The 17116-nt window shown below is 63.4% G+C and carries 16 protein-coding genes; 9 read left to right on the top strand and 7 right to left on the bottom strand.

What is annotated here, in order from left to right; genetic code table 11:
- Positions 1-8 precede the first annotated feature (8 nt).
- From J2W40_RS04995 to J2W40_RS05005, 3 genes are all read left to right on the top strand, one after another.
- Positions 9-1520 carry a class I adenylate-forming enzyme family protein gene (locus J2W40_RS04995; RefSeq protein ID WP_310222293.1) on the top strand — a complete coding sequence of 504 codons (1512 nt, stop codon included), beginning with the start codon at positions 9-11 and terminating at the stop codon, positions 1518-1520.
- Positions 1521-1796: 276 nt separating this feature from the next.
- Positions 1797-2624 carry a helix-turn-helix domain-containing protein gene (locus J2W40_RS05000; RefSeq protein WP_310222294.1) on the top strand — a complete coding sequence of 276 codons (828 nt, stop codon included), beginning with the start codon at positions 1797-1799 and terminating at the stop codon, positions 2622-2624.
- The gene (locus J2W40_RS05005; RefSeq protein ID WP_096062411.1) at positions 2617-3894 is read left to right on the top strand and encodes an amidohydrolase family protein; all 1278 of its coding nucleotides are present in this window, start codon (positions 2617-2619) and stop codon (positions 3892-3894) included. Before J2W40_RS05000 ends, J2W40_RS05005 begins: the two co-directional genes overlap by 8 nt.
- Positions 3895-3951: 57 nt before the next feature.
- Here the strand turns inward: J2W40_RS05005 and J2W40_RS05010 are convergent, their stop codons facing one another.
- From J2W40_RS05010 to J2W40_RS05025, 4 genes are read right to left on the bottom strand one after another with little or no spacing between them, the layout of a single operon-like run.
- Positions 3952-4686, bottom strand: coding sequence for a DUF2889 domain-containing protein (locus tag J2W40_RS05010; protein ID WP_310222297.1), 735 nt, complete (start codon positions 4684-4686; stop codon positions 3952-3954).
- Positions 4687-4691: 5 nt separating this feature from the next.
- Entirely contained in the window at positions 4692-5861 is a 1170-nt protein-coding gene (locus J2W40_RS05015; RefSeq protein ID WP_310222604.1) for a thiolase family protein, read from the bottom strand.
- A complete protein-coding gene (locus tag J2W40_RS05020) occupies positions 5858-6262 on the bottom strand; it encodes a Zn-ribbon domain-containing OB-fold protein (protein ID WP_310222299.1) in 405 nt (134 codons plus the stop codon). The genes J2W40_RS05015 and J2W40_RS05020 overlap by 4 nt, the downstream gene beginning before the upstream one ends.
- A 3-nt stretch (positions 6263-6265) precedes the next feature.
- Complete coding sequence (locus tag J2W40_RS05025) at positions 6266-7516, bottom strand: cytochrome P450 (protein WP_310222301.1); 1251 nt, start codon at positions 7514-7516, stop codon at positions 6266-6268.
- 216 nt (positions 7517-7732) lie between these two features.
- Here J2W40_RS05025 and J2W40_RS05030 point away from each other — a divergent pair, with 216 nt between their 5' ends.
- The 6 genes from J2W40_RS05030 (at position 7733) to J2W40_RS05055 (ending at position 13456) form a co-directional block, all read left to right on the top strand.
- Complete coding sequence (locus tag J2W40_RS05030; RefSeq protein WP_096062416.1) at positions 7733-7963, top strand: ferredoxin; 231 nt, start codon at positions 7733-7735, stop codon at positions 7961-7963.
- Between the two features lie 25 nt (positions 7964-7988).
- Positions 7989-8819: a coniferyl-alcohol dehydrogenase gene (locus tag J2W40_RS05035; RefSeq protein ID WP_310222304.1), complete on the top strand. Its 831-nt coding sequence runs from the start codon at positions 7989-7991 to the stop codon at positions 8817-8819.
- A 70-nt stretch (positions 8820-8889) separates the two neighbouring features.
- Positions 8890-11100: an acyl-CoA dehydrogenase family protein gene (locus J2W40_RS05040; RefSeq protein WP_310222306.1), complete on the top strand. Its 2211-nt coding sequence runs from the start codon at positions 8890-8892 to the stop codon at positions 11098-11100.
- 11 nt (positions 11101-11111) lie between these two features.
- A complete protein-coding gene (locus J2W40_RS05045; RefSeq protein WP_310222308.1) occupies positions 11112-11912 on the top strand; it encodes an enoyl-CoA hydratase/isomerase family protein in 801 nt (266 codons plus the stop codon).
- Between the two features lie 246 nt (positions 11913-12158).
- Complete coding sequence (gene gntA, locus J2W40_RS05050; protein ID WP_310222310.1) at positions 12159-12845, top strand: guanitoxin biosynthesis heme-dependent pre-guanitoxin N-hydroxylase GntA; 687 nt, start codon at positions 12159-12161, stop codon at positions 12843-12845.
- Positions 12842-13456, top strand: coding sequence for a DUF1989 domain-containing protein (locus J2W40_RS05055; RefSeq protein ID WP_310222312.1), 615 nt, complete (start codon positions 12842-12844; stop codon positions 13454-13456). The genes gntA and J2W40_RS05055 overlap by 4 nt, the downstream gene beginning before the upstream one ends.
- Here J2W40_RS05055 and J2W40_RS05060 read toward each other — a convergent pair.
- Genes J2W40_RS05060 through J2W40_RS05070 form a run of 3 tightly spaced genes read right to left on the bottom strand, consistent with a single transcriptional unit; the run spans position 13438 to position 17066 of the window.
- The gene (locus J2W40_RS05060; protein WP_310222314.1) at positions 13438-14847 is read right to left on the bottom strand and encodes a mannitol dehydrogenase family protein; all 1410 of its coding nucleotides are present in this window, start codon (positions 14845-14847) and stop codon (positions 13438-13440) included. The two genes, J2W40_RS05055 and J2W40_RS05060, sit on opposite strands and share 19 nt — an antisense overlap.
- Positions 14844-16271 (bottom strand): glucuronate isomerase, encoded by a 1428-nt coding sequence (uxaC, locus tag J2W40_RS05065; protein WP_310222316.1) that lies wholly within the window; start codon positions 16269-16271, stop codon positions 14844-14846. Before uxaC ends, J2W40_RS05060 begins: the two co-directional genes overlap by 4 nt.
- A gap of 9 nt (positions 16272-16280) precedes the next feature.
- The gene (locus tag J2W40_RS05070) at positions 16281-17066 is read right to left on the bottom strand and encodes a FadR/GntR family transcriptional regulator (protein WP_310222318.1); all 786 of its coding nucleotides are present in this window, start codon (positions 17064-17066) and stop codon (positions 16281-16283) included.
- Positions 17067-17116 lie beyond the last annotated feature (50 nt).

Consider the following 17116-nt stretch of genomic DNA (forward strand, 5'->3'; position numbering starts at 1 on the left):
ACAGACCGATGAACATTGCCCTCTTCCTGGAAATGGCGGCCGATGCCGCGCCCGACCGGATCGCTTTGGTGTGCGACGGCACGCGCTGGACCTATGCTGACCTGCTGGCGGGCGCGCGCGGCGCGGCGGCGCTGATCCGGCAGAGCGGGGTCGCGCATGTCGCGCTGCTCGATGAAAGCAGCGAGGCGGCGGTCATGGCGTTGTTCGGCGCGGCACTGGCAGGCGTACCTTATGTGCCGCTCAACTATCGGCTGGCGGATGCGGATCTGGGCGCGCTGCTGGCGCGGATCAGCCCGGCGTTGATCGTGGGCGATGGCGCGCGGGTGCGGCGGCTGTGCCCGGATGCCACCAATGTCATTGTGTCGCGCGCGGATTTCGTCGCGCAGGCCCAGGCGCTGACGGGCGATGCGCCGGTGGACGCGGATGCGGGCGACGATGTCGCGATCCAGCTGTTCACCAGCGGCACGACAGCCGCGCCCAAGGCGGCGATTTTGCGTCATGCCAATCTGGTGTCCTATATTCTTGGCACGGTAGAGTTTGCCGCTGCGCCGGAAGAGGATGCCGCGCTGGTCAGCGTGCCGCCCTATCACATTGCGGGGATCGCGGCGTTGCTGAGTTCCATCTACGCGATGCGGCGGATCCTGATGCTGCCCGCCTTTGCGCCCGACGCCTGGCTGAACCTGGCGGCGGGCGAGCGGGCGAGCAATGCGTTTGTCGTGCCGACCATGTTGGCGCGGATCATCGAGGCGATGGGCCAGATGGTGGCCAAGGGTGCGTCGCAGCCGGACCTGTCGGCGCTGCGGGCGATCGCCTATGGCGGTGGCAAGATGCCGACCGAGTTGATCCACGAGGCGCTCGACCTATTTCCGACAACCGGCTTTACCAACGCCTATGGCCTGACCGAGACAAGTTCGACCGTCGCGCTGCTGGGACCGGACGAGCATCGCGCGGCCCATGGGTCGGACGATCCGGTGGTGCGGGCGCGGCTGGGATCGGTGGGGCGGCCGCTGCCGACCGTCGAAATCGAGATACGCGACGAGGATGGCCGCGTCCTGCCGCCGGGTGTGCCGGGCGAAATCTATGTGCGCGGCGAGCAGGTGTCGGGCGAATATCGCGAACGCAGCGCGTTGGACGCCGATGGCTGGTTTCCGACCCGTGACGCGGGCTATATCGATGCGGACGGCTATCTGTTCCTATCGGGGCGCGCGGACGATGTGATCGTGCGCGGCGGCGAGAATATCTCGCCCGGCGAGATCGAGGATGTGGTGATGACCCATCCCGCCGTGGCCGAGGCGGCAGCAGTCGCCATCCCTTCGCACGAATGGGGCGAAGCGGTGGGCCTGATCGTGGTGCCGCGCGCAGGGCATAGCGCGCCGGACGAGGACGAGTTGAAGCAGATGGTGCGGGCACGGCTGCGATCGTCGCGGGTGCCAGAGCGGGTGCTGTTCGCCGATGCCCTACCCTATAATGAGATGGGCAAACTGTTGCGGCGGGAAATCAAGACGCTGTTTGCCCGCTGACGCGCGACAAGCGGACAGCGAATCGGACAAGGGTCGCGACTTTTTGCGCCGGAGTTGTCGCACATTTTCTTCGGGATCGAAGGGTGTCCGGCCGCTTCATTGCTCTGGAAACCTGTACGGAACGTCCATTTTTATGGCTACAATTCAAACGGTTGTAAGGATTTCTGGCTGCTCCCACCTGTCCAATTGGGCATAATAAACGAGAGTATCTCATTTTTAATTGACAGGCCGGTGCCGGTAGTGAACAACTATGTTCATAAACCGAAGGAGAGGACGATGGCTCAAATAGAGTCCAACAAGGCAAAGATCGCCAAGCGCGTCATCGAAGTGCTGGAATTCTTCGATGAGGATCATCCGCAGGCTACGGTGATGGACATCGTCCGTCGTTTCGACCGGCCCCAGTCCAGCACATCGGAATTGCTGTCCAGCCTGGTCGATCTCGGCCTGTTGCACAAAGATCCCTGCTCACGATCCTATTCGCCCACGCCTCGCGCCGCGATGCTGGGGGCTGCCGTGCAGCCCAAGCTGGTGCGCGATGGCGTGCTGACCGGGCTGATCGATCGCCTGTCGGCGCAGACGGGCCTGGGCGTTGCGGTGTTCGGCATGGTGGGCCTGAAGGTCCAGGTGTTCAACTGGCGGGCGGGCACCCGCACCTTCCGCACCGCCGGAGCCGCTGGTTTCTGCGGCGGCCAGCAGGATTATCTGTCGGATAGCGCGGCGGGATGGCTGATGCTGTCGACGGTGCCGCAGCCCCGGCGCGATGGCATGATCCGCCGCCTGAATGCGGAAGCCACGCCCGATCGCAAATTCATACCCGCCGACATGAGCGCACAGGTGCTGTCATGCCGGGAGCAGGGCTTTGCCAGCGGCAAGGTCGGCTTCGGGTCGATCGCCGATGTGACCGCCGTGCTGTTGCCCAACATGCCCGAAAGTCAGCCACTGGCCATTGGTTTCGTCTACGAGCCATCGGACCAGATCGTTGCGGACAGCCTGTTGCGTACACTTAATGAAGCGGTGCGTCGCTGCGTGGAGGAACCGGCGCCCGCGCCCGTCTCCCCGCTGTTCGAGGGCAACCGCCAGCCGATGGAGATGAAGCATGGCTGATGTGAAGGACAAGACTGACAGCGAAATGGCGCAGGCCGCCAAGAAATATTGGTCGGCCGAAGGCTATACCGCAGGCGGCGTGATCCGCGAGGTGGATTATGCCACGCAATCGGGCGGGCTGGACCCCTCGCTGGCGGGGATCAAGATCGTCGATACCGACACGCATATCACCGAAGCGCCCGACCTGTTCACATCGCGCGCGCCCGCCAAATACAAAGGCAAGGTGCCCTATGTGAAGCAGGACGCCGACGGCGTCGAACGCTGGTATGTCGGCGACCGCAATTTCGGATCGATGGGCGGCAACGTCATTCGTGCCGACAATAACAAGCTGCTGGGGCGGCTCGCCTTCCCCAAGCTGGAACAGGCGCATCCGGGTGGCCACCTGATCAAGGAACGGTTGCAGGCGATGGACGATATGGGCGTCTATGCCCAGATCGGCTTTCAGAATTCAGGCGTGACCCAGGCCGGGTCGCTGATGTCGCTCGGCGACCCAGACCTCGCGCTCGCCATCGTGCAGATGTATAATGACGCATCGGCCGAATATCAGCAGGTATCGGGAAACCGCATCTTCAACATGGGCCACCTGCCCTTCTGGGACCAGAAGGCGTTGGAGACCGAGGCACGGCGTTGTTATGACATGGGGATCAAGGGCTTCGTCCTGCCCGATACGCCCGAACGTGTCGGCGTGCCGAGCTTCATGCACGATTATTGGACGCCGTTTCTGGAGATGTGCGAAGCGACGGGCATGCCGCTCAATTTCCACCTCAACAGTGCGGTCGATCCCAATACGCTGACCTGGGACGGGTTCGGCTTCGAGCAGACGCTGTCCGTGGTCGCGACGATGTTCTCGATCGGCAATGCCGCGACGCTGGGCAACTGGATGGTGTCGGGCCGTCTCGATCGCCATCCCAAGCTGAAGATCGGCCTTATCGAAAGCGGCATGGGCTGGCTGCCCTTCGCGATCGAGGCGCTGGAGCATCAGTTCAACGAGATGCTGCCGAGCAAGGCCAATATGCTGCACAAGCGGCCGTGGGAATATTTCCGCGACCATTTCTGGGTCACTTTCTGGTTCGAGAAGGTCGGTCCCAAGCTGCTGCTGGAGACCATCGGCGTCGACAAGGTGATGTTCGAAACCGATTTCCCGCATCCCACCTCGCTCTATCCCGGCGTGCAGGCGCATGTCATCGACGTGCTGGGCGGCTATGATTTCGAGGTGAAGAAGAAGGTTCTGCAGACCAACGCGACAGGCCTCTACAACCTGCCCTTCTGATAGCGAAGGGACGATATGGGGCGCGCCTTCCCTCCCAGGCGCGCCCCTTTTTTTCGTCTATCGCGGGTGGAAGGCGTGACCATCGAAATGGTCGAGCGGGGTCGGCGACGCACCGCTGAAATCGATGACCTGGCCGACCCGCCGCGCGTGGACGGCATTGTCCGGCTGGAAGGTGAAGCAGTTGGGCGGCACCTTCGTCGCGGTGGATTGCCGCTCCATCGGAATCAGGCGGCCATTGGCGAGGATCGCACCCCATTGCAGCAGGCGGGCGGCTTCGCGCTGCGGGTCTTCGAGGCTGTCGATCCAGGGACGCAGTTTCAAGAGCGAGAGGCCAGAGATTGCGGCCGGGGCTTCCATGACATGCTGGCGGTGCTTTAGCCTTAGCAGTAGCGCGCCATCGCGCCGGATTTCCGCGACCGCCAGGCCATCGACGGGATCGCAAGCGACGATGTCATAGAGGATCGGTTCATCGTCCGCCGCATGAGCGGCGGCCAGCACGGCCAGATCGTGCAAATGGGTGCAATTGGCCTTTTTCTCGCCGCGCGCCGCGACGTCCGCTAGTGCGACACCAGTGAAAGTCGCGGCCAACACCGCGGGCGCGCCCGGACAAGTGGTCCAGGGGACGCGCTCCATGACGGACTCGACGTCAGTGACGCGCGTGCCATCATGGCGCAGGGTGACGGCCATGCAATGATAGTCATCCTCGACTACGGCGATGACCTGACTCTCAGAGGGCGTGACGCGGAAGCGCCGCCGGAAGCCTGGCAGCGCGTCGAGCGTAGCACTGTCCATGACGGCTAGTCCTTGGCCAGCAGCAGCGCCGCCGCCATGGGACCACCGCCCGACGTCGCGATGGCGACGCGGGGATCGCCGCCGATCTGGCGCGCGCCCCCTTCCCCACGCAATTGGACGACCGCTTCATAAGCGAAGCCGAAGCCATGGAGACGGCCCCAGCCAAGCTGGCCGCCCCCGGTGTTCATCGGCAGCGCACCATCGCGGGCGATACGGGTGCCGCCTTCGAGGAACTGGCCGCCTTCGCCGATGGGGCAAAAGCCCAGCCCTTCGAGCCAGGTGATGGGCTGGAAAGCGAAGCCGTCATAGAGCTGGACGGTATCGACATCGTCCACCGTGTAGTCCGTGTTCTTCCACAGGTCGCGGCCGGTGGGATAGGCGCCCGCCCATTCGGCCTGGTCCCAGCTATAGCGTTCGACCGAGCCCGCGCTGGCGGCGATGCGGATGGGTGTCGCCTTGACATCGCCAAGCGCGTCGCCTGCCGAGACGATCACCACGGTCGAGGCATCGGTGAAGCGATCGCAATCATAGAGGCAGAAGGGCGAACTGATCATCCGCGCGGACATATAATCGTCCATCGTCAGCGGCTTTTTGACCAGCGCGCGCGGGTTGAGCGCGGCATTGGCATGGTCGTTCAGCGCCACCTGCGCCAATTGCTCGCGGGTGAGGCCATAGCGTTTCATATGGCGCATCGCGAATTGCGCGGTCCAGTTGGCGGCGGAGAAGGCACCGAAGGGCGAGACCCATTGGGAATTGCCCGACACATCCTTGCGCCGTTCCATCGGCGGGAATTCCTCCGGCCGGGCAAGAGCAGCCGCTTCATAAACGGTGCGGAAGCAGAGGACGTGGCGGGCGAGGCCTGCCTTCACCGCATTGGCGGCTTCGATGATGGCCCCCAATTGCGCGGTCGATTCCGCCGCACCGATATGCCAGCGGGTTTTCAGCCCCAGCACCTCGATCAGGTCGTCCGAACTGACCGGGGAAAAGCCGAGGAAACTCGGCATCTTGCCGGGATAGGTGGCGACGCCGTCAATCTGATCGAGCGTAAGGCCGGCGTCGGCGATGGCTTCCTTCACGGCATCGACCGTGAGCAACAGCGGCGAGCGGGGCAGGCGCACCCCGACCTCCGACATGCCGATGCCGCTGATATAGGCTTCGCGTTGCGCCATGGTCAGGCGACCTTTTCGAACAGGGGGAACCAGACGCCGTCCTGTTCCTCGAACACGACCTGCACGCGATCATCGATATCGACCGCATCGACCGGGCTGCCGACGATATTGGTGGTGAGGTACACGCCGGGTGCATCGTCGAGCTTCACCCGCGCGATGACGAAGGGCACCTCCATATCCTTGGCCCAGGCCTGGTGATTGACCGTGTAAGTGTCGATGATGCCCGTGCCCGCCACCGCATGCGGCGCGACATTTTCCGACTGGCAATGGCGGCACAGTTCGCGCGGCGGATGGGTATAGTTGCCGCAATCACCGCATCGGGTGATGTGCAGCCTCCCCTCCGCCCCGCCAGTCCAGAAGGCGCGGTTGTCCCGGTCGAGACGCGGGCGCGAACGCTGCCATGCCATGGATTAGACGTCCCAGACCAGGTGCATGCTTTCGATGCCGATGACATGGCCGCCATGGAAGACCGGCGGATGATCGGGATCGAGCCGGAATTCGGGCATGCGTGCCAGCATTTCCTCGTAGAGAACCTGCAGCTCGACACGGGCGAGGTGGGAGCCGAGGCAGCGATGCGGGCCGACGCCAAAGGCGATGTGGACGTTGTTTTCGCGATCGAGATCATAGACGTCGGGCTGCGGAAATTCCTTGGCGTCGAGATCGGCGGCGGGCAGGAACAGTTTGACCATGTCGCCCGGCATCATCTTGGCCCCGGACAGTTCGACAGGGCGCTTCACCACCCGCATCGGCACGGTGAAGGTGTAGCGGCGCAGCATTTCTTCGGCGGCTTCGGCGATCAGCTTGGGTTCGGCGCGCAGCTTGCGCTGAAGATCGGTGTCCACGGCCAGACCGCGCATGGCAAGGCCCATGCCGTTCATCACCGTGTCGAGCCCCGCGATGAAGAGCAGCACGCCGTAATTTTCCATGTCGGCGAGCGTCGTCGGCTGGCCATCAATCTCCAGCTTCCAGAGCATGGAGATGATGTCGTCGCGCGGATTGTCGCGGCGGTCGAGCAATGTGTCGCGCATGGCCGCCGCGATCGTCTGAAGGCGACGCATCGAGCCTTCGCGATCGCCGTCGATCGCTTCCATATGCTCCTTCACGATGGCGCGATATTCGGGCAGCCGATCGAGCGGCAGGCCGAGCATCTTGAGGAACACCTGCACCGGCAAAGGTTCGGCGACCGCGCTCATGAATTCGCAGCGGCCATCGGGCTTGATCGCCTCGATCAGGTCGCCTGCCAGTTCGCGGATGCTGTCGCGCAGCGCCGAGATGGTCTTGGGCGAGAAGACTTTTTGCAGCGGCTGGCGATATTTGGTGTGTTCGGGCGGATCGAGCGTGATCGGGATCGGCTGGGGAATATGCGGCGCGCCGGGGGGCAGCGAGGCGAGCAGCGCCTTCATCTTGTCCTGCGGCACAAATTCGCTGGAGAAGGCTTCGGTATCGCGCGACGCCTCATAATTGGCGGCATGCGTCAACACCATCCAGCCGCCGCCGTTGCGCGGGGTCCAAAATACCGGCGGCGCGTTGCGCAGCAGGTCCATGATTCGGACATGCGGATCGTCGAGCAGGCCGGGATCGGCATGGATGTCGAAATCATAGACCAGTGCGTCGGGCACATGGGCGGGCTTCGGGGCGGCGGGGCTGAGGGCGTGATCCATGCAAGTCTCCGGCAATCTGTTTATCGTTTATCCCGGTTTCGCGCGCATGGCGCATAAAGGCAAATGCGTCGCGCAGCCGCGGTCCATATACCGCTCCGACGATTGCTGGCCGGAAGGCCCCATTTGCGTATCGTGGCAGCGATTGAGCGGGCGGAGATGTTGATCGGTCTCTCAATCTCCTCTCTAAGACGGGCTGAAAATCGCTGGAGTGGCTGCATGAAGATCCGCATCGAAAAGGCCGGTTGCGTGGGCAATGCCCGCTGCGCCGCCGTGTCCGCAACCCTCTATCCGCTGGACGATGACGGCTATATCCAAACCGAGGGCTTCACCGTCCCCGAAGGCATGGAAAAGGCGGCCAGAAATGGCGCGCGCGCCTGCCCCGAACGCATCATCTTCGTGGAAGAAGATGATGGCCGCATCAGCTGGCCCCCGGCGGCCAAAGCCTGACATTCCTATATAATCGGAGAGTATGATGAGCGACCTGTTGGGCTATAAGGGCAAATGCGTGATCGTGACCGGCTGCTTTTCGGGCATGGGGGAGGCGACCGCGAAACTGTTGCTGAGCCTGGGCGCGGAGGTGCATGGGCTGGACTATAAGGACAGCGCGCTGCCGCTGGCGTCCTTCCACAATGTCGACCTGCGCGATCCGGCGTCGATCGACGCGGCCGTGGCGGGCATTGGCGGCAAGGTGGACGCACTGTTCAACTGTGCCGGGCTGCCGCAGTCCTTTCCGGCGATGGACGTGATGAAGGTCAACTTCATCGGCCTGCGCCATTTGACCGAGCAGGTCTTGCCGCTGATGGGATCGGGCGGCGCGATCGTCAGTATCGCCTCCACCGGCGGGATGGGGTGGAGCCGCCGCATTCCGACCAATATGGAATTTGTCACCACCAAGGGGTTCGACGCGGCGATCGCCTGGTGCGAGGCCAATATGGACACGGTCAAGGAGGGTTACAGCTTCTCCAAGGAGAATGTGATCGTTTGGACCCAGTTTATGGGCGCGCATTTGATCAAAAAGGGCATCCGCATCAACTGCACCCTGCCCTCCCCCACCCAGACGCCGATGATGGCCGCGTTCGAGGCGACGTCGGGCAAGGATGTGGTCGCGGCCGCCGCCGAGCCGATGGGGCGCTATTCGACGCCGGAAGAGCAAGCCGCGGGGCTGGTGCTGATCAACAGCGATCTGGCGAGCATCGTCAATGGCGTCGTCTTCCCGGTCGATGGCGGTTTCATGGGCGGCGTCGCCACCGGACAAGTGGACCTGAGCGTCATGATGCGCCGGTCCGCGCCTGCGCAGGGTTAGTGGGCAGACACGCCCACCATGTTCTCCTCCCCTTATCGGAGAGGATTGAGAGTAACAGAGGCATAGTCCCATGAATTTCGACCTGACCGATGACCAGGAAATGATGCGTGACATGTTCGTGCGCTTTCTGGACGAACATAGCAGCATCGCGCGGGTGCGCGCGGCGGCACCTTGGGGTTTCGATCCGGCGCTGTGGGCGGGTCTGGCGGAATTGGGTGCCTTGTCGATCCGCGTGCCGGAGGAATCTGGCGGCCTGGGGCTTGGCCTGTTCGACGCCGTGATTTTGATGGAGGAAGCGGGGCGGACGTTGGTGTCGGGGCCGCTGGCCGAAACGTTGGTGGCGGCGCGGATGCTGGCTTTGCTGGGCGGCGACGCGGCGACCGACCTGCTCGGCCGGGTCATGGCGGGCGAAGCGGTCGCGAGCATCGCCTTCCATGATATCGCTACGCAGCCGGTGCAATGGATCGGTGGCGGGCAGGTGGCGCAGGCTGTCGTCGCGCGGCGGAGCGAGGATATCGTGCTGATCGACGTGCCTGACGGCGCGCGCGTGGCGGAGGAGAATTTGGCCGACACGCCGATGGCACAGATCGACCTTGGCGCCTTGCCGCAGGTCGTGCTGGCGTCCGGCGCGGACGCCGTTGCGACCTTCGCCAGCGGTGTCGAGGAATGGAAGCTGCTGATCGCAGCTGGGCTGGCCGGGATCGGGCGTGAGGCGTTGAAGCTGGCGGCGGCCTATGCGTGCGAGCGCAAGCAGTTCGACCAGTTTATCGGGCAGTTTCAGGGCATTTCCCACCCGCTCGCCGATTTGCTGTGCGACGTCGATGGCGGCAAGTTCCTGGTGTGGAAGGCGATCCGCGACATTGCCGATGGCGCGCCGGAGGCGGGGGCGGCGATCAGCATCGCGGCCTGGTGGAACAGCGATGCGGCGGGCCGCGCGGTGGCCCAGGCGCTGCACACTTTCGGCGGCTATGGCTTGACCACTGAATATGATATTTTCCTGTTCAACCTGCGCGCCAAGGCCTGGCCTTTGTTGCTGGGCGATCCGCAACGGTTGATCGGCGAGGCCGGGCGGCGGCTCTATGCAGGCGAGCAGGCGGCCTTGCCTGATGCGGGCGACATGCCGGTCGATTTCGATCTGGGCGAAGATGCCCGCGCCATCACCCAGGAGATAGAAGATTTCTTCGCGGTCCATGTGACGCCGGAAATGCGCGAGGCGTTTCACTATAGCTGGGAGGGCTATAACCCGGAACTCAACCGCAAATTGGCGGCGCAGAATCTGCTCTATGTGGGCTTGCCGCAGGATGTCGGCGGGCGCGGGCTTTCCGCCTATGAAAAGACTGCCGCGATGGATGCGTTCGAAGCGGAGGGTTATAATAATCCGGCTGCGAATGTTACGCAGATGGTCGCGCTGATCGTCCATCGCTTTGGCAGCGAGGAATTGAAGGCGGCGATCCTGCCCGAAATCATGCGCGGCGAAGTCATCTGCTCGCTGGGCTATTCCGAGCCGGGCGCTGGGTCCGACGTGTTTGCCGCGCAATGTCGCGCGACGCAGGAAGCCGATGGTAGCTGGCGGATCGATGGGACCAAGATGTTCACCAGCGGGGCGAACCTGTCGACCTATGTGCTGATGCTGTGCCGGACCAACCCGGACGTGGCCAAGCATAAGGGGCTGACCATGTTCATCGTGCCGCTGAAGGCCGAGGGCGTGACGATCCAGCCGGTCCATACTTTTCAGGATGAGCGGACCAACATCACCTTCTATGACGGGGTGAAGATACCCGATAGCTGGCGGCTGGGTGCGGTCGATGGCGGCGTGCGGACGATGAGCGCGAGCCTGGAACTGGAGCATGGCGGCGGTTTCGCCAAATATCAGCGGGCGATGCTGCATGCGGCCGAAACGCTGTGCCGGGAGATACAATGCGATGGCCAGCCGTTGATTGCCGACGCCGGGGCGCAGGCACGGCTGGCGCGGACGGCGGCTAATCTGTGGGCGTCCGAACTGATTGCATTCCGCGCCAATTGGGCAAGTATGGAGAAGAAGCCGAACCTGGCCTATGGACCGATGGCCAAGATGTTCAGTTCCGAGAAGTTCCAGAGCGACGCCCGCGACTTGCTGGACCTGACCGCGCCCTTGTCCCTGTCCAAGCGCAAGGGCGCGGCGGCGGAGATCAACATGTTCTACCGCCACGCGCAGGGCGCGACCATTTATGGCGGGACAAGCGAGGTCCATCGTTCCATGATCGCCGAGCGCGCGCTGGGCCTGCCGCGCACCCGCGCCTGAAGGATGACGATATGAGCGACGCCCCGCATCTGCTGACGCAGGACCAGGACGGCATCCTGATCGTAACTTTGAACCGGCCCGACAAGTTGAACGCCTTGTCGGCGCAGACGATGGCGCTGTTCGAGCAGGCGCTGTTGCGCTTTCGCGATACGCCGGAATTGCGGGTGATGCTGATCCGGGCGACCGGGCGTTATTTCTGTTCGGGCGCGGATTTGAAAAGCGGCGGCAACCCGGACTATCCGCGCACGCCGTCGGGCATTCGCGAAAATCATCGGCTCAACCTCAACGGCATGCAGCGCATCTATGATGAGATGGAGCATATCGAAAAGCCGATCGTCAGCGCCATTCATGCGACCTGCGTCGGTGGCGGGCTGGAAATGGCGCTGTCGTGCGATTTCCGGCTGGCGGCAAAATCCGCTGCCTTTTCCTTTCCCGAAGGCTTGTTCGGGGTATTACCCGCTTCCAATGGCGTCAGTCGCCTGACGCGCATGTGCGGGCCGCACTGGGCACGCTGGCTGATCATGGGCAATCAAAAGGCGGATGCCGACCGCGCGCTCATCATGGGTCTGGTGCATGATGTGCTGCCCGATGAAGGATTTGACGAAGCGGCGCTGGATTTCTGCCGCCACCTCACCAAGCAGAATGCCGAACAGATGGGCGCGGCCAAGATCGCGATCGAACTGGCAGCCGAGGTCGGCCCGTCCATGGGGCGGCATGTCGAGCGGATGGCGAATAGCGCCCTGATGCTCAACCCCGCCTATCTTGAGGGCATGGAACGCTATATGAAGGGCGTGGGCGGCAAAAAGGACTGACGCCCAGTGTGGTTTGGGGCGCAAAAAATGCGCCGCGGACGCCGCATCTCCACATCTCAACGCCATCCCGCTTTGGCAAACCAATCTATATCAATCAGATTCTGCATGGATCGGTGCGGCCAAGTCTGTGGTCGAAACGTTATCGGGGCTGAAACGAATAGGCAGTCGGGCGGTTAAGCCCCGTAATCCCGTCAAAAAAAGGGATGGTCCGACGCGCCTGAAACAGACAATGAAATGGAATGCCGCATGTTTCCCTGGACGCATAAGTCCCAAAGCCAACTTGAAACCGAGTTGCAGGACCATATTGTCGCGCCTGCTTTCCCCTGCGTCGGCGCGAAGGCCGCGCTAGCGCGGGGCAATCTGGTGACGCTGGCGTGCAATCGCATCGACAGCGCATGGGATGACCTGCGCGTGCATGATGCGTTGCTAGGCTTTACCAGCGCGTACAAGGATCAGCCGGGTCTGTTTCGCAGTTTTGCGGCGGTGTTCGAAGGGCCGGACGATCTGTCGGAGGAAGCGTTCGAGCGCGCCCTGTGGGACCGGGTGCAATCGCTGAGCGACAAGGATGCTTGGCGGGGCCAGGATTATGACAAGCGGGTCAGCGCCGATCCGACCAATCCGCATTTTTCGCTGAGTTTCGGGGGCGAAGCCTATTTCATCGTCGGCCTGCATCCCCGCGCCAGCCGACCGGCGCGCCGGTTCAAGCATCCCACGTTGATCTTCAACCTGCACGACCAGTTCGAGCAACTGCGCGCCGAAGGAAAATATGAGACGATGCGCGAGAAGATATTGGTGCGCGACGAAGCGCTTGCCGGGTCGCGCAACCCGATGCTGGAGCGGTTCGGCGAAAATAGCGAGGCGCGGCAATATTCCGGGCGTGCGGTCGGCGATCAGTGGGTCGCCCCCTTCGAATATCATGGAGAGAAAGCATGACCGATGGCGTGCAAGTCATCGCCGAGCGGAGCGGCACGGCGTTCCGGCTGCCGCGCGGGGCAATCCTGACGGTGACTGATCCCAAGGGCGAGCAGGTGGCGGACCTGTTGGCCTATAATGCCGCCGATGTGCGGGAGGTCATCTCGTCCGGGCGGACGCTGGATTATGCCGAGACAATCAGCCTGACCACCGGCCATGCGCTCTATTCCAACCGGTCGCAGGTGATGCTTACCATCATTGCCGATAGCGTGGGGCGACATGATTTCCTGCTGACGCCCTGCTCCATCGACACGTTCCACCATTTCTATCCCGACCTGAAGCCGCATCGCGGCTGTTTCGGCAATCTTGCCGAAGCGCTGGCCCCCTATGGGATCGAGCCTGATGCGATTCCGGTTGCGTTCAATTGCTTCATGAATGTGCCGGTTGCGGCGGACGGCAAGCTGCGCGTGCTGCCGCCCGTCAGCAAGGCGGGCGACCATATTCGCTTTCGGGCGGAGATGGACCTGATCATCGGGCTTACCGCCTGTTCAGCGCCCGATTCCAATGGCGGCAGTTTCAAGCCCATCCACTATGAGATTGAAACTGTCGCTGATCAGGCCGCCGTCCTCTGATCCACTTCGGCCTGGAGAAGAGCGCGGCTATCGGCGCTGACAGTCCAGCGATCGGCGAATAACCCCTGTTCGCCGAACAGGGCGGTGACGATGCCGTTGGTTCCCGCCGATTGCCATAGGGCGGCAAGCTGCGCGGCCATGGGATCGTCCACCGGCCGCGCGTCGCCGCGGATGTGGAGCATCCAGGCGGCCAGGGCTTTCAATGTTGCGGGGCAGGCGCGGCCTGCGGCAAGATTGATCGCGAGCGGTTCCAGCCAGCGTTGCGGGATTTTCTGCGACCCGTCGATCGCGATCTGGGCGAGGCGGTGCGGCAGCGCCGGATTAGCGAAGCGCGCGAGCAATTGCGCGGCATAGGCATCGACATCGAGGCCGGGATCGCTGCCGAGGCTTCCGCCTGCCTCGTCGCGCATGAGCCGTTCAATCAAGGGGCGCAGGGTCGGGTCGGCGATCGCCTGATGCACGAAGTCGTAGCCTTGGGCGAGGCCGAGATAGGCGAGCGCGGAGTGGGCACCGTTGAGCATCCGCAGCTTGGCGGCTTCATGCTGGCGCACATCGGATACCAGTTGCGCGCCGCCGACTTCCCACCGGGGGCGCGGTCCGGCGAACCGGTCCTCGATCACCCATTGGCGGAAGGGTTCGGTGATGACGGCGGCAGCATCGTCCATGCCGATGGTCTCGGCGATCTGCTGGCGGTCGGCATCGGTAACGGCAGGCACGATGCGATCGACCATGGTGGAGGGGCAAGCGCATTCGCGGCGGAACCATGCGGCGAGGCCCGGATCGACGCGATCGAGATAGGTGTTGAGTAGGCCCGACAGGACCGTGCCATTTTCCGCGAGATTGTCGCAGCTGACCAGCGTCAGGCCTGCAAGGCCGGCCGCGCGCCGATGGGCCAGCCCGGCAGCGAGAAAGCCGTAGATGCTGCTGGGGGTTGCGCCCTTGACCAGTTCCGGTTCGAGCAGGGACAGATCAAGCTGGCCAGCCGGTGTGCGGCAATAGCCCTTTTCCGTCACGGTGAAGCTGACGATGTGCGTGCTGTTGCTGGCCAGCGCCGCAACGGCGGCGGCGGGATCGCGCGGCGCGACGATCACCCGCTGCACTGCGCCGATCAGGCGGGTGCGCGGGCTGCCGCTGCCGCGTTCCGACACGGTGAACAGGCCATCCTGCGGCTCCATCTGATCCGCGACATCGCCCGAACGGAGCGATGCACCGGTGATGCCCCAATCGCGGTCGCCCGCCGCCATCGCATCATCGGTATAGACCGCCTGATGCGCGCGGTGAAAAGCGCCGATGCCGAAATGGACAATGCCGCAAGCCTGGGCAGCACGGTCATAGCCTGGCCGTTCGACGCCCGCGTTCAGCGCGGCGATATTCTCTTGCGACAGTCTCACAACTTATACGCCTTTTTGGCCAGCGTGTAGGATAGGTCGATGGCCAGTTCGGCTGCCTCCCATTCCTCCATTCGATGTTCTGCGACCCATTGGGCGAGGAAGCCGCAGTCGATACGGCGCGCGACGTCGTGGCGCGCCGGGATAGACAGGAAGGCGCGAGTATCGTCGTTGAAGCCGACCGTATTGTAGAAGCCCGCCGTCTCGGTCATCTGATTGCGGAAGCGGCGCATGCCTTCGGGACTGTCATGGAACCACCAGGCCGGGCCGAGCTTGAGCGCGGGATAATGGCCCGCCAGCGGCGCGAGTTCACGCGCATAACTGGTTTCATCCAGCGTGAAGAGGATGATGGTGAGGTTTGCTTCATTGCCATAGCGGCTGAGCAAGGGGCGCAGCGCATGAACATATTCAGTCGCCATCGGAATGTCGGCACCCTTGTCGCGGCCGAAGCGCGTAAAGAGCGACGCATTATGGTTGCGATAGGCACCGGGATGGATTTGCATGACCATGCCGTCCTCGACGCTCATCCCGGCCATGACGGTCAACATATGGGCGCGGAACAGTTCGGCGTCGGCATCGGACACACTATCGGCGGTCACGCGCGCGAAGAGCGCCTGCGCCTCTGCGTCGGTCAGATCGGCGGTCGCGGCGGTCGGATGACCGTGATCGGTCGAAGTCGCGCCCATGCTGGCGAAAAAGGCACGACGCTGACGGTGGGCGGCAAGATAGCCCTTATAGTCGAACGCATCTTCGCCCGTCAGGTCGGATAGCTTGCGCAGATTGTCGCGAAAGCCGTCGAACTGCGGGTCGATAACGGGATCGGGGCGGTAGGCGGTCAACACCCTGCCCTTCCAGCCATCGGTGCGATCATTTTCGGCAAGAATGGCGGCGTGATGGGCGAGGTCGTCCAACGGCGATTCCGTGGTAGTGATCACCTCGATATTGAAGCGATCATAGAGCGCGCGCGGGCGGAAGGCTTCGGTCGCCAGCGCATCTGTAATGGTGTCATAATAGAGATCGGCGCTGGCGGCTTCGAGCTGGACGGTCAGGCCGAAGGCTTCCGCGAAGACCCAGTCGAGCCACATGCGCGAGGGCGTGCCGCGGAACAGCGTGTAATTTTCTGCCAATATGCGCCAGGCCGCGCGGGGATCGACAGAGGTGCCGCCGCCGCCATTGGGCACCAGCCCGATCGCTTCGAGCGATATGCCCTGGCTGTAGAGCATCCGAAAGACATAATGGTCGGGCGTCAGCAGCAATTCGCTGGCATTGCCGAAGGGTTGATCCTGCGCGAACCAGCGCGGGTCGGTATGGCCATGCGGGCTGATGATCGGCAGGCCCGCGACGGCTTCGTAGAGACGGCGCGCAATCGGCCGGACGGACGGATCGGTCGGAAACAGACGGTCAGGATGCAGGATCAGCGGACGCATGAACAAAGCCTATAGAGTTGCGGCGCGGGCATAGCGCGCACGGGTGGAAGCGATGGTGCGGCGGGCGTCCTTGATCGCATCTTCCTCGATCGCGAACAGCAGATGGTCGATGACCGAGCCGAGATGCGCGCGCATGGCTGCCCTAGCAGCGGCGGGATCGCGGGCGTGCAGGGCGTCGCGCACGACGCTATGTTCCGCCACCACGGGCTGGACATTGGCGGTGCGCGCCTTTTCGAGCAGGAGCGCGCAGTCGGGCGAGGTCGAACGCAAGCGCCACATTTCCTCCACCTGATTGTGGATCACCGCGTTGCGCGTGGCCGAGGCGATGAGCAGATGGAAGGCGCGGTCGGCTTCGGTGCTGACGCCGGGCAGGAGATTTTCTTCCGACATTTGCTGCACCAGCCGGTCCAGCTCTTCGAGTTCATCGTCGCGGATGTTGACCGCCGCCAGCGCCGCGGCTTCGCCTTCGACCAGCAGCCGCGCTTCCATCAGTTCAAAGGCGGTGACGGTGAAGCCCGGCCGGTCCTGATCACCCGGTAGCGCACGGACATAGGCGCCCGACCCGATCCGCACTTCGATCAATCCCTGGACTTCCAGCGCGATCATCGCCTCGCGCACGGCAGGACGGCTGACGCCGTGCATGACGGACAGTTCGCGTTCGGCGGGCAAGCGGTCGCCAATAGCATAGCGACCCGCCGCCAGATCCTGGAACAATCGACGCGCCAGTTTTTGATATAGCCGTTCGGTCCCTTCCATAGGGGCCGATCCGCCAGCGCTTTTATCTGTCTCAATCATGTCTCAGCCCTCGCCTATAACAGGCCTTACCAATTCAGGAGAAATCGGCA

Source organism: Sphingobium xenophagum, from assembly GCF_031457465.1.
Taxonomy (GTDB): Bacteria; Pseudomonadota; Alphaproteobacteria; order Sphingomonadales; family Sphingomonadaceae; genus Sphingobium; species Sphingobium xenophagum_A.

Coding starts and splice junctions, on each gene's coding strand:
- uxaC (WP_310222316.1), bottom strand. CDS start 16,271: ATGCGTCCGCTGATCCTGCATCCTGACCGTCTGTTTCCGACCGATCCG.
- J2W40_RS05020 (WP_310222299.1), bottom strand. CDS start 6,262: ATGGCATGGCAGCGTTCGCGCCCGCGTCTCGACCGGGACAACCGCGCC.
- J2W40_RS05070 (WP_310222318.1), bottom strand. CDS start 17,066: ATGATTGAGACAGATAAAAGCGCTGGCGGATCGGCCCCTATGGAAGGG.
- J2W40_RS05040 (WP_310222306.1), top strand. CDS start 8,890: ATGAATTTCGACCTGACCGATGACCAGGAAATGATGCGTGACATGTTC.
- J2W40_RS05055 (WP_310222312.1), top strand. CDS start 12,842: ATGACCGATGGCGTGCAAGTCATCGCCGAGCGGAGCGGCACGGCGTTC.
- J2W40_RS04995 (WP_310222293.1), top strand. CDS start 9: ATGAACATTGCCCTCTTCCTGGAAATGGCGGCCGATGCCGCGCCCGAC.
- J2W40_RS05045 (WP_310222308.1), top strand. CDS start 11,112: ATGAGCGACGCCCCGCATCTGCTGACGCAGGACCAGGACGGCATCCTG.
- J2W40_RS05000 (WP_310222294.1), top strand. CDS start 1,797: ATGGCTCAAATAGAGTCCAACAAGGCAAAGATCGCCAAGCGCGTCATC.
- J2W40_RS05035 (WP_310222304.1), top strand. CDS start 7,989: ATGAGCGACCTGTTGGGCTATAAGGGCAAATGCGTGATCGTGACCGGC.
- J2W40_RS05005 (WP_096062411.1), top strand. CDS start 2,617: ATGGCTGATGTGAAGGACAAGACTGACAGCGAAATGGCGCAGGCCGCC.
- gntA (WP_310222310.1), top strand. CDS start 12,159: ATGTTTCCCTGGACGCATAAGTCCCAAAGCCAACTTGAAACCGAGTTG.
- J2W40_RS05025 (WP_310222301.1), bottom strand. CDS start 7,516: ATGGATCACGCCCTCAGCCCCGCCGCCCCGAAGCCCGCCCATGTGCCC.
- J2W40_RS05010 (WP_310222297.1), bottom strand. CDS start 4,686: ATGGACAGTGCTACGCTCGACGCGCTGCCAGGCTTCCGGCGGCGCTTC.
- J2W40_RS05030 (WP_096062416.1), top strand. CDS start 7,733: ATGAAGATCCGCATCGAAAAGGCCGGTTGCGTGGGCAATGCCCGCTGC.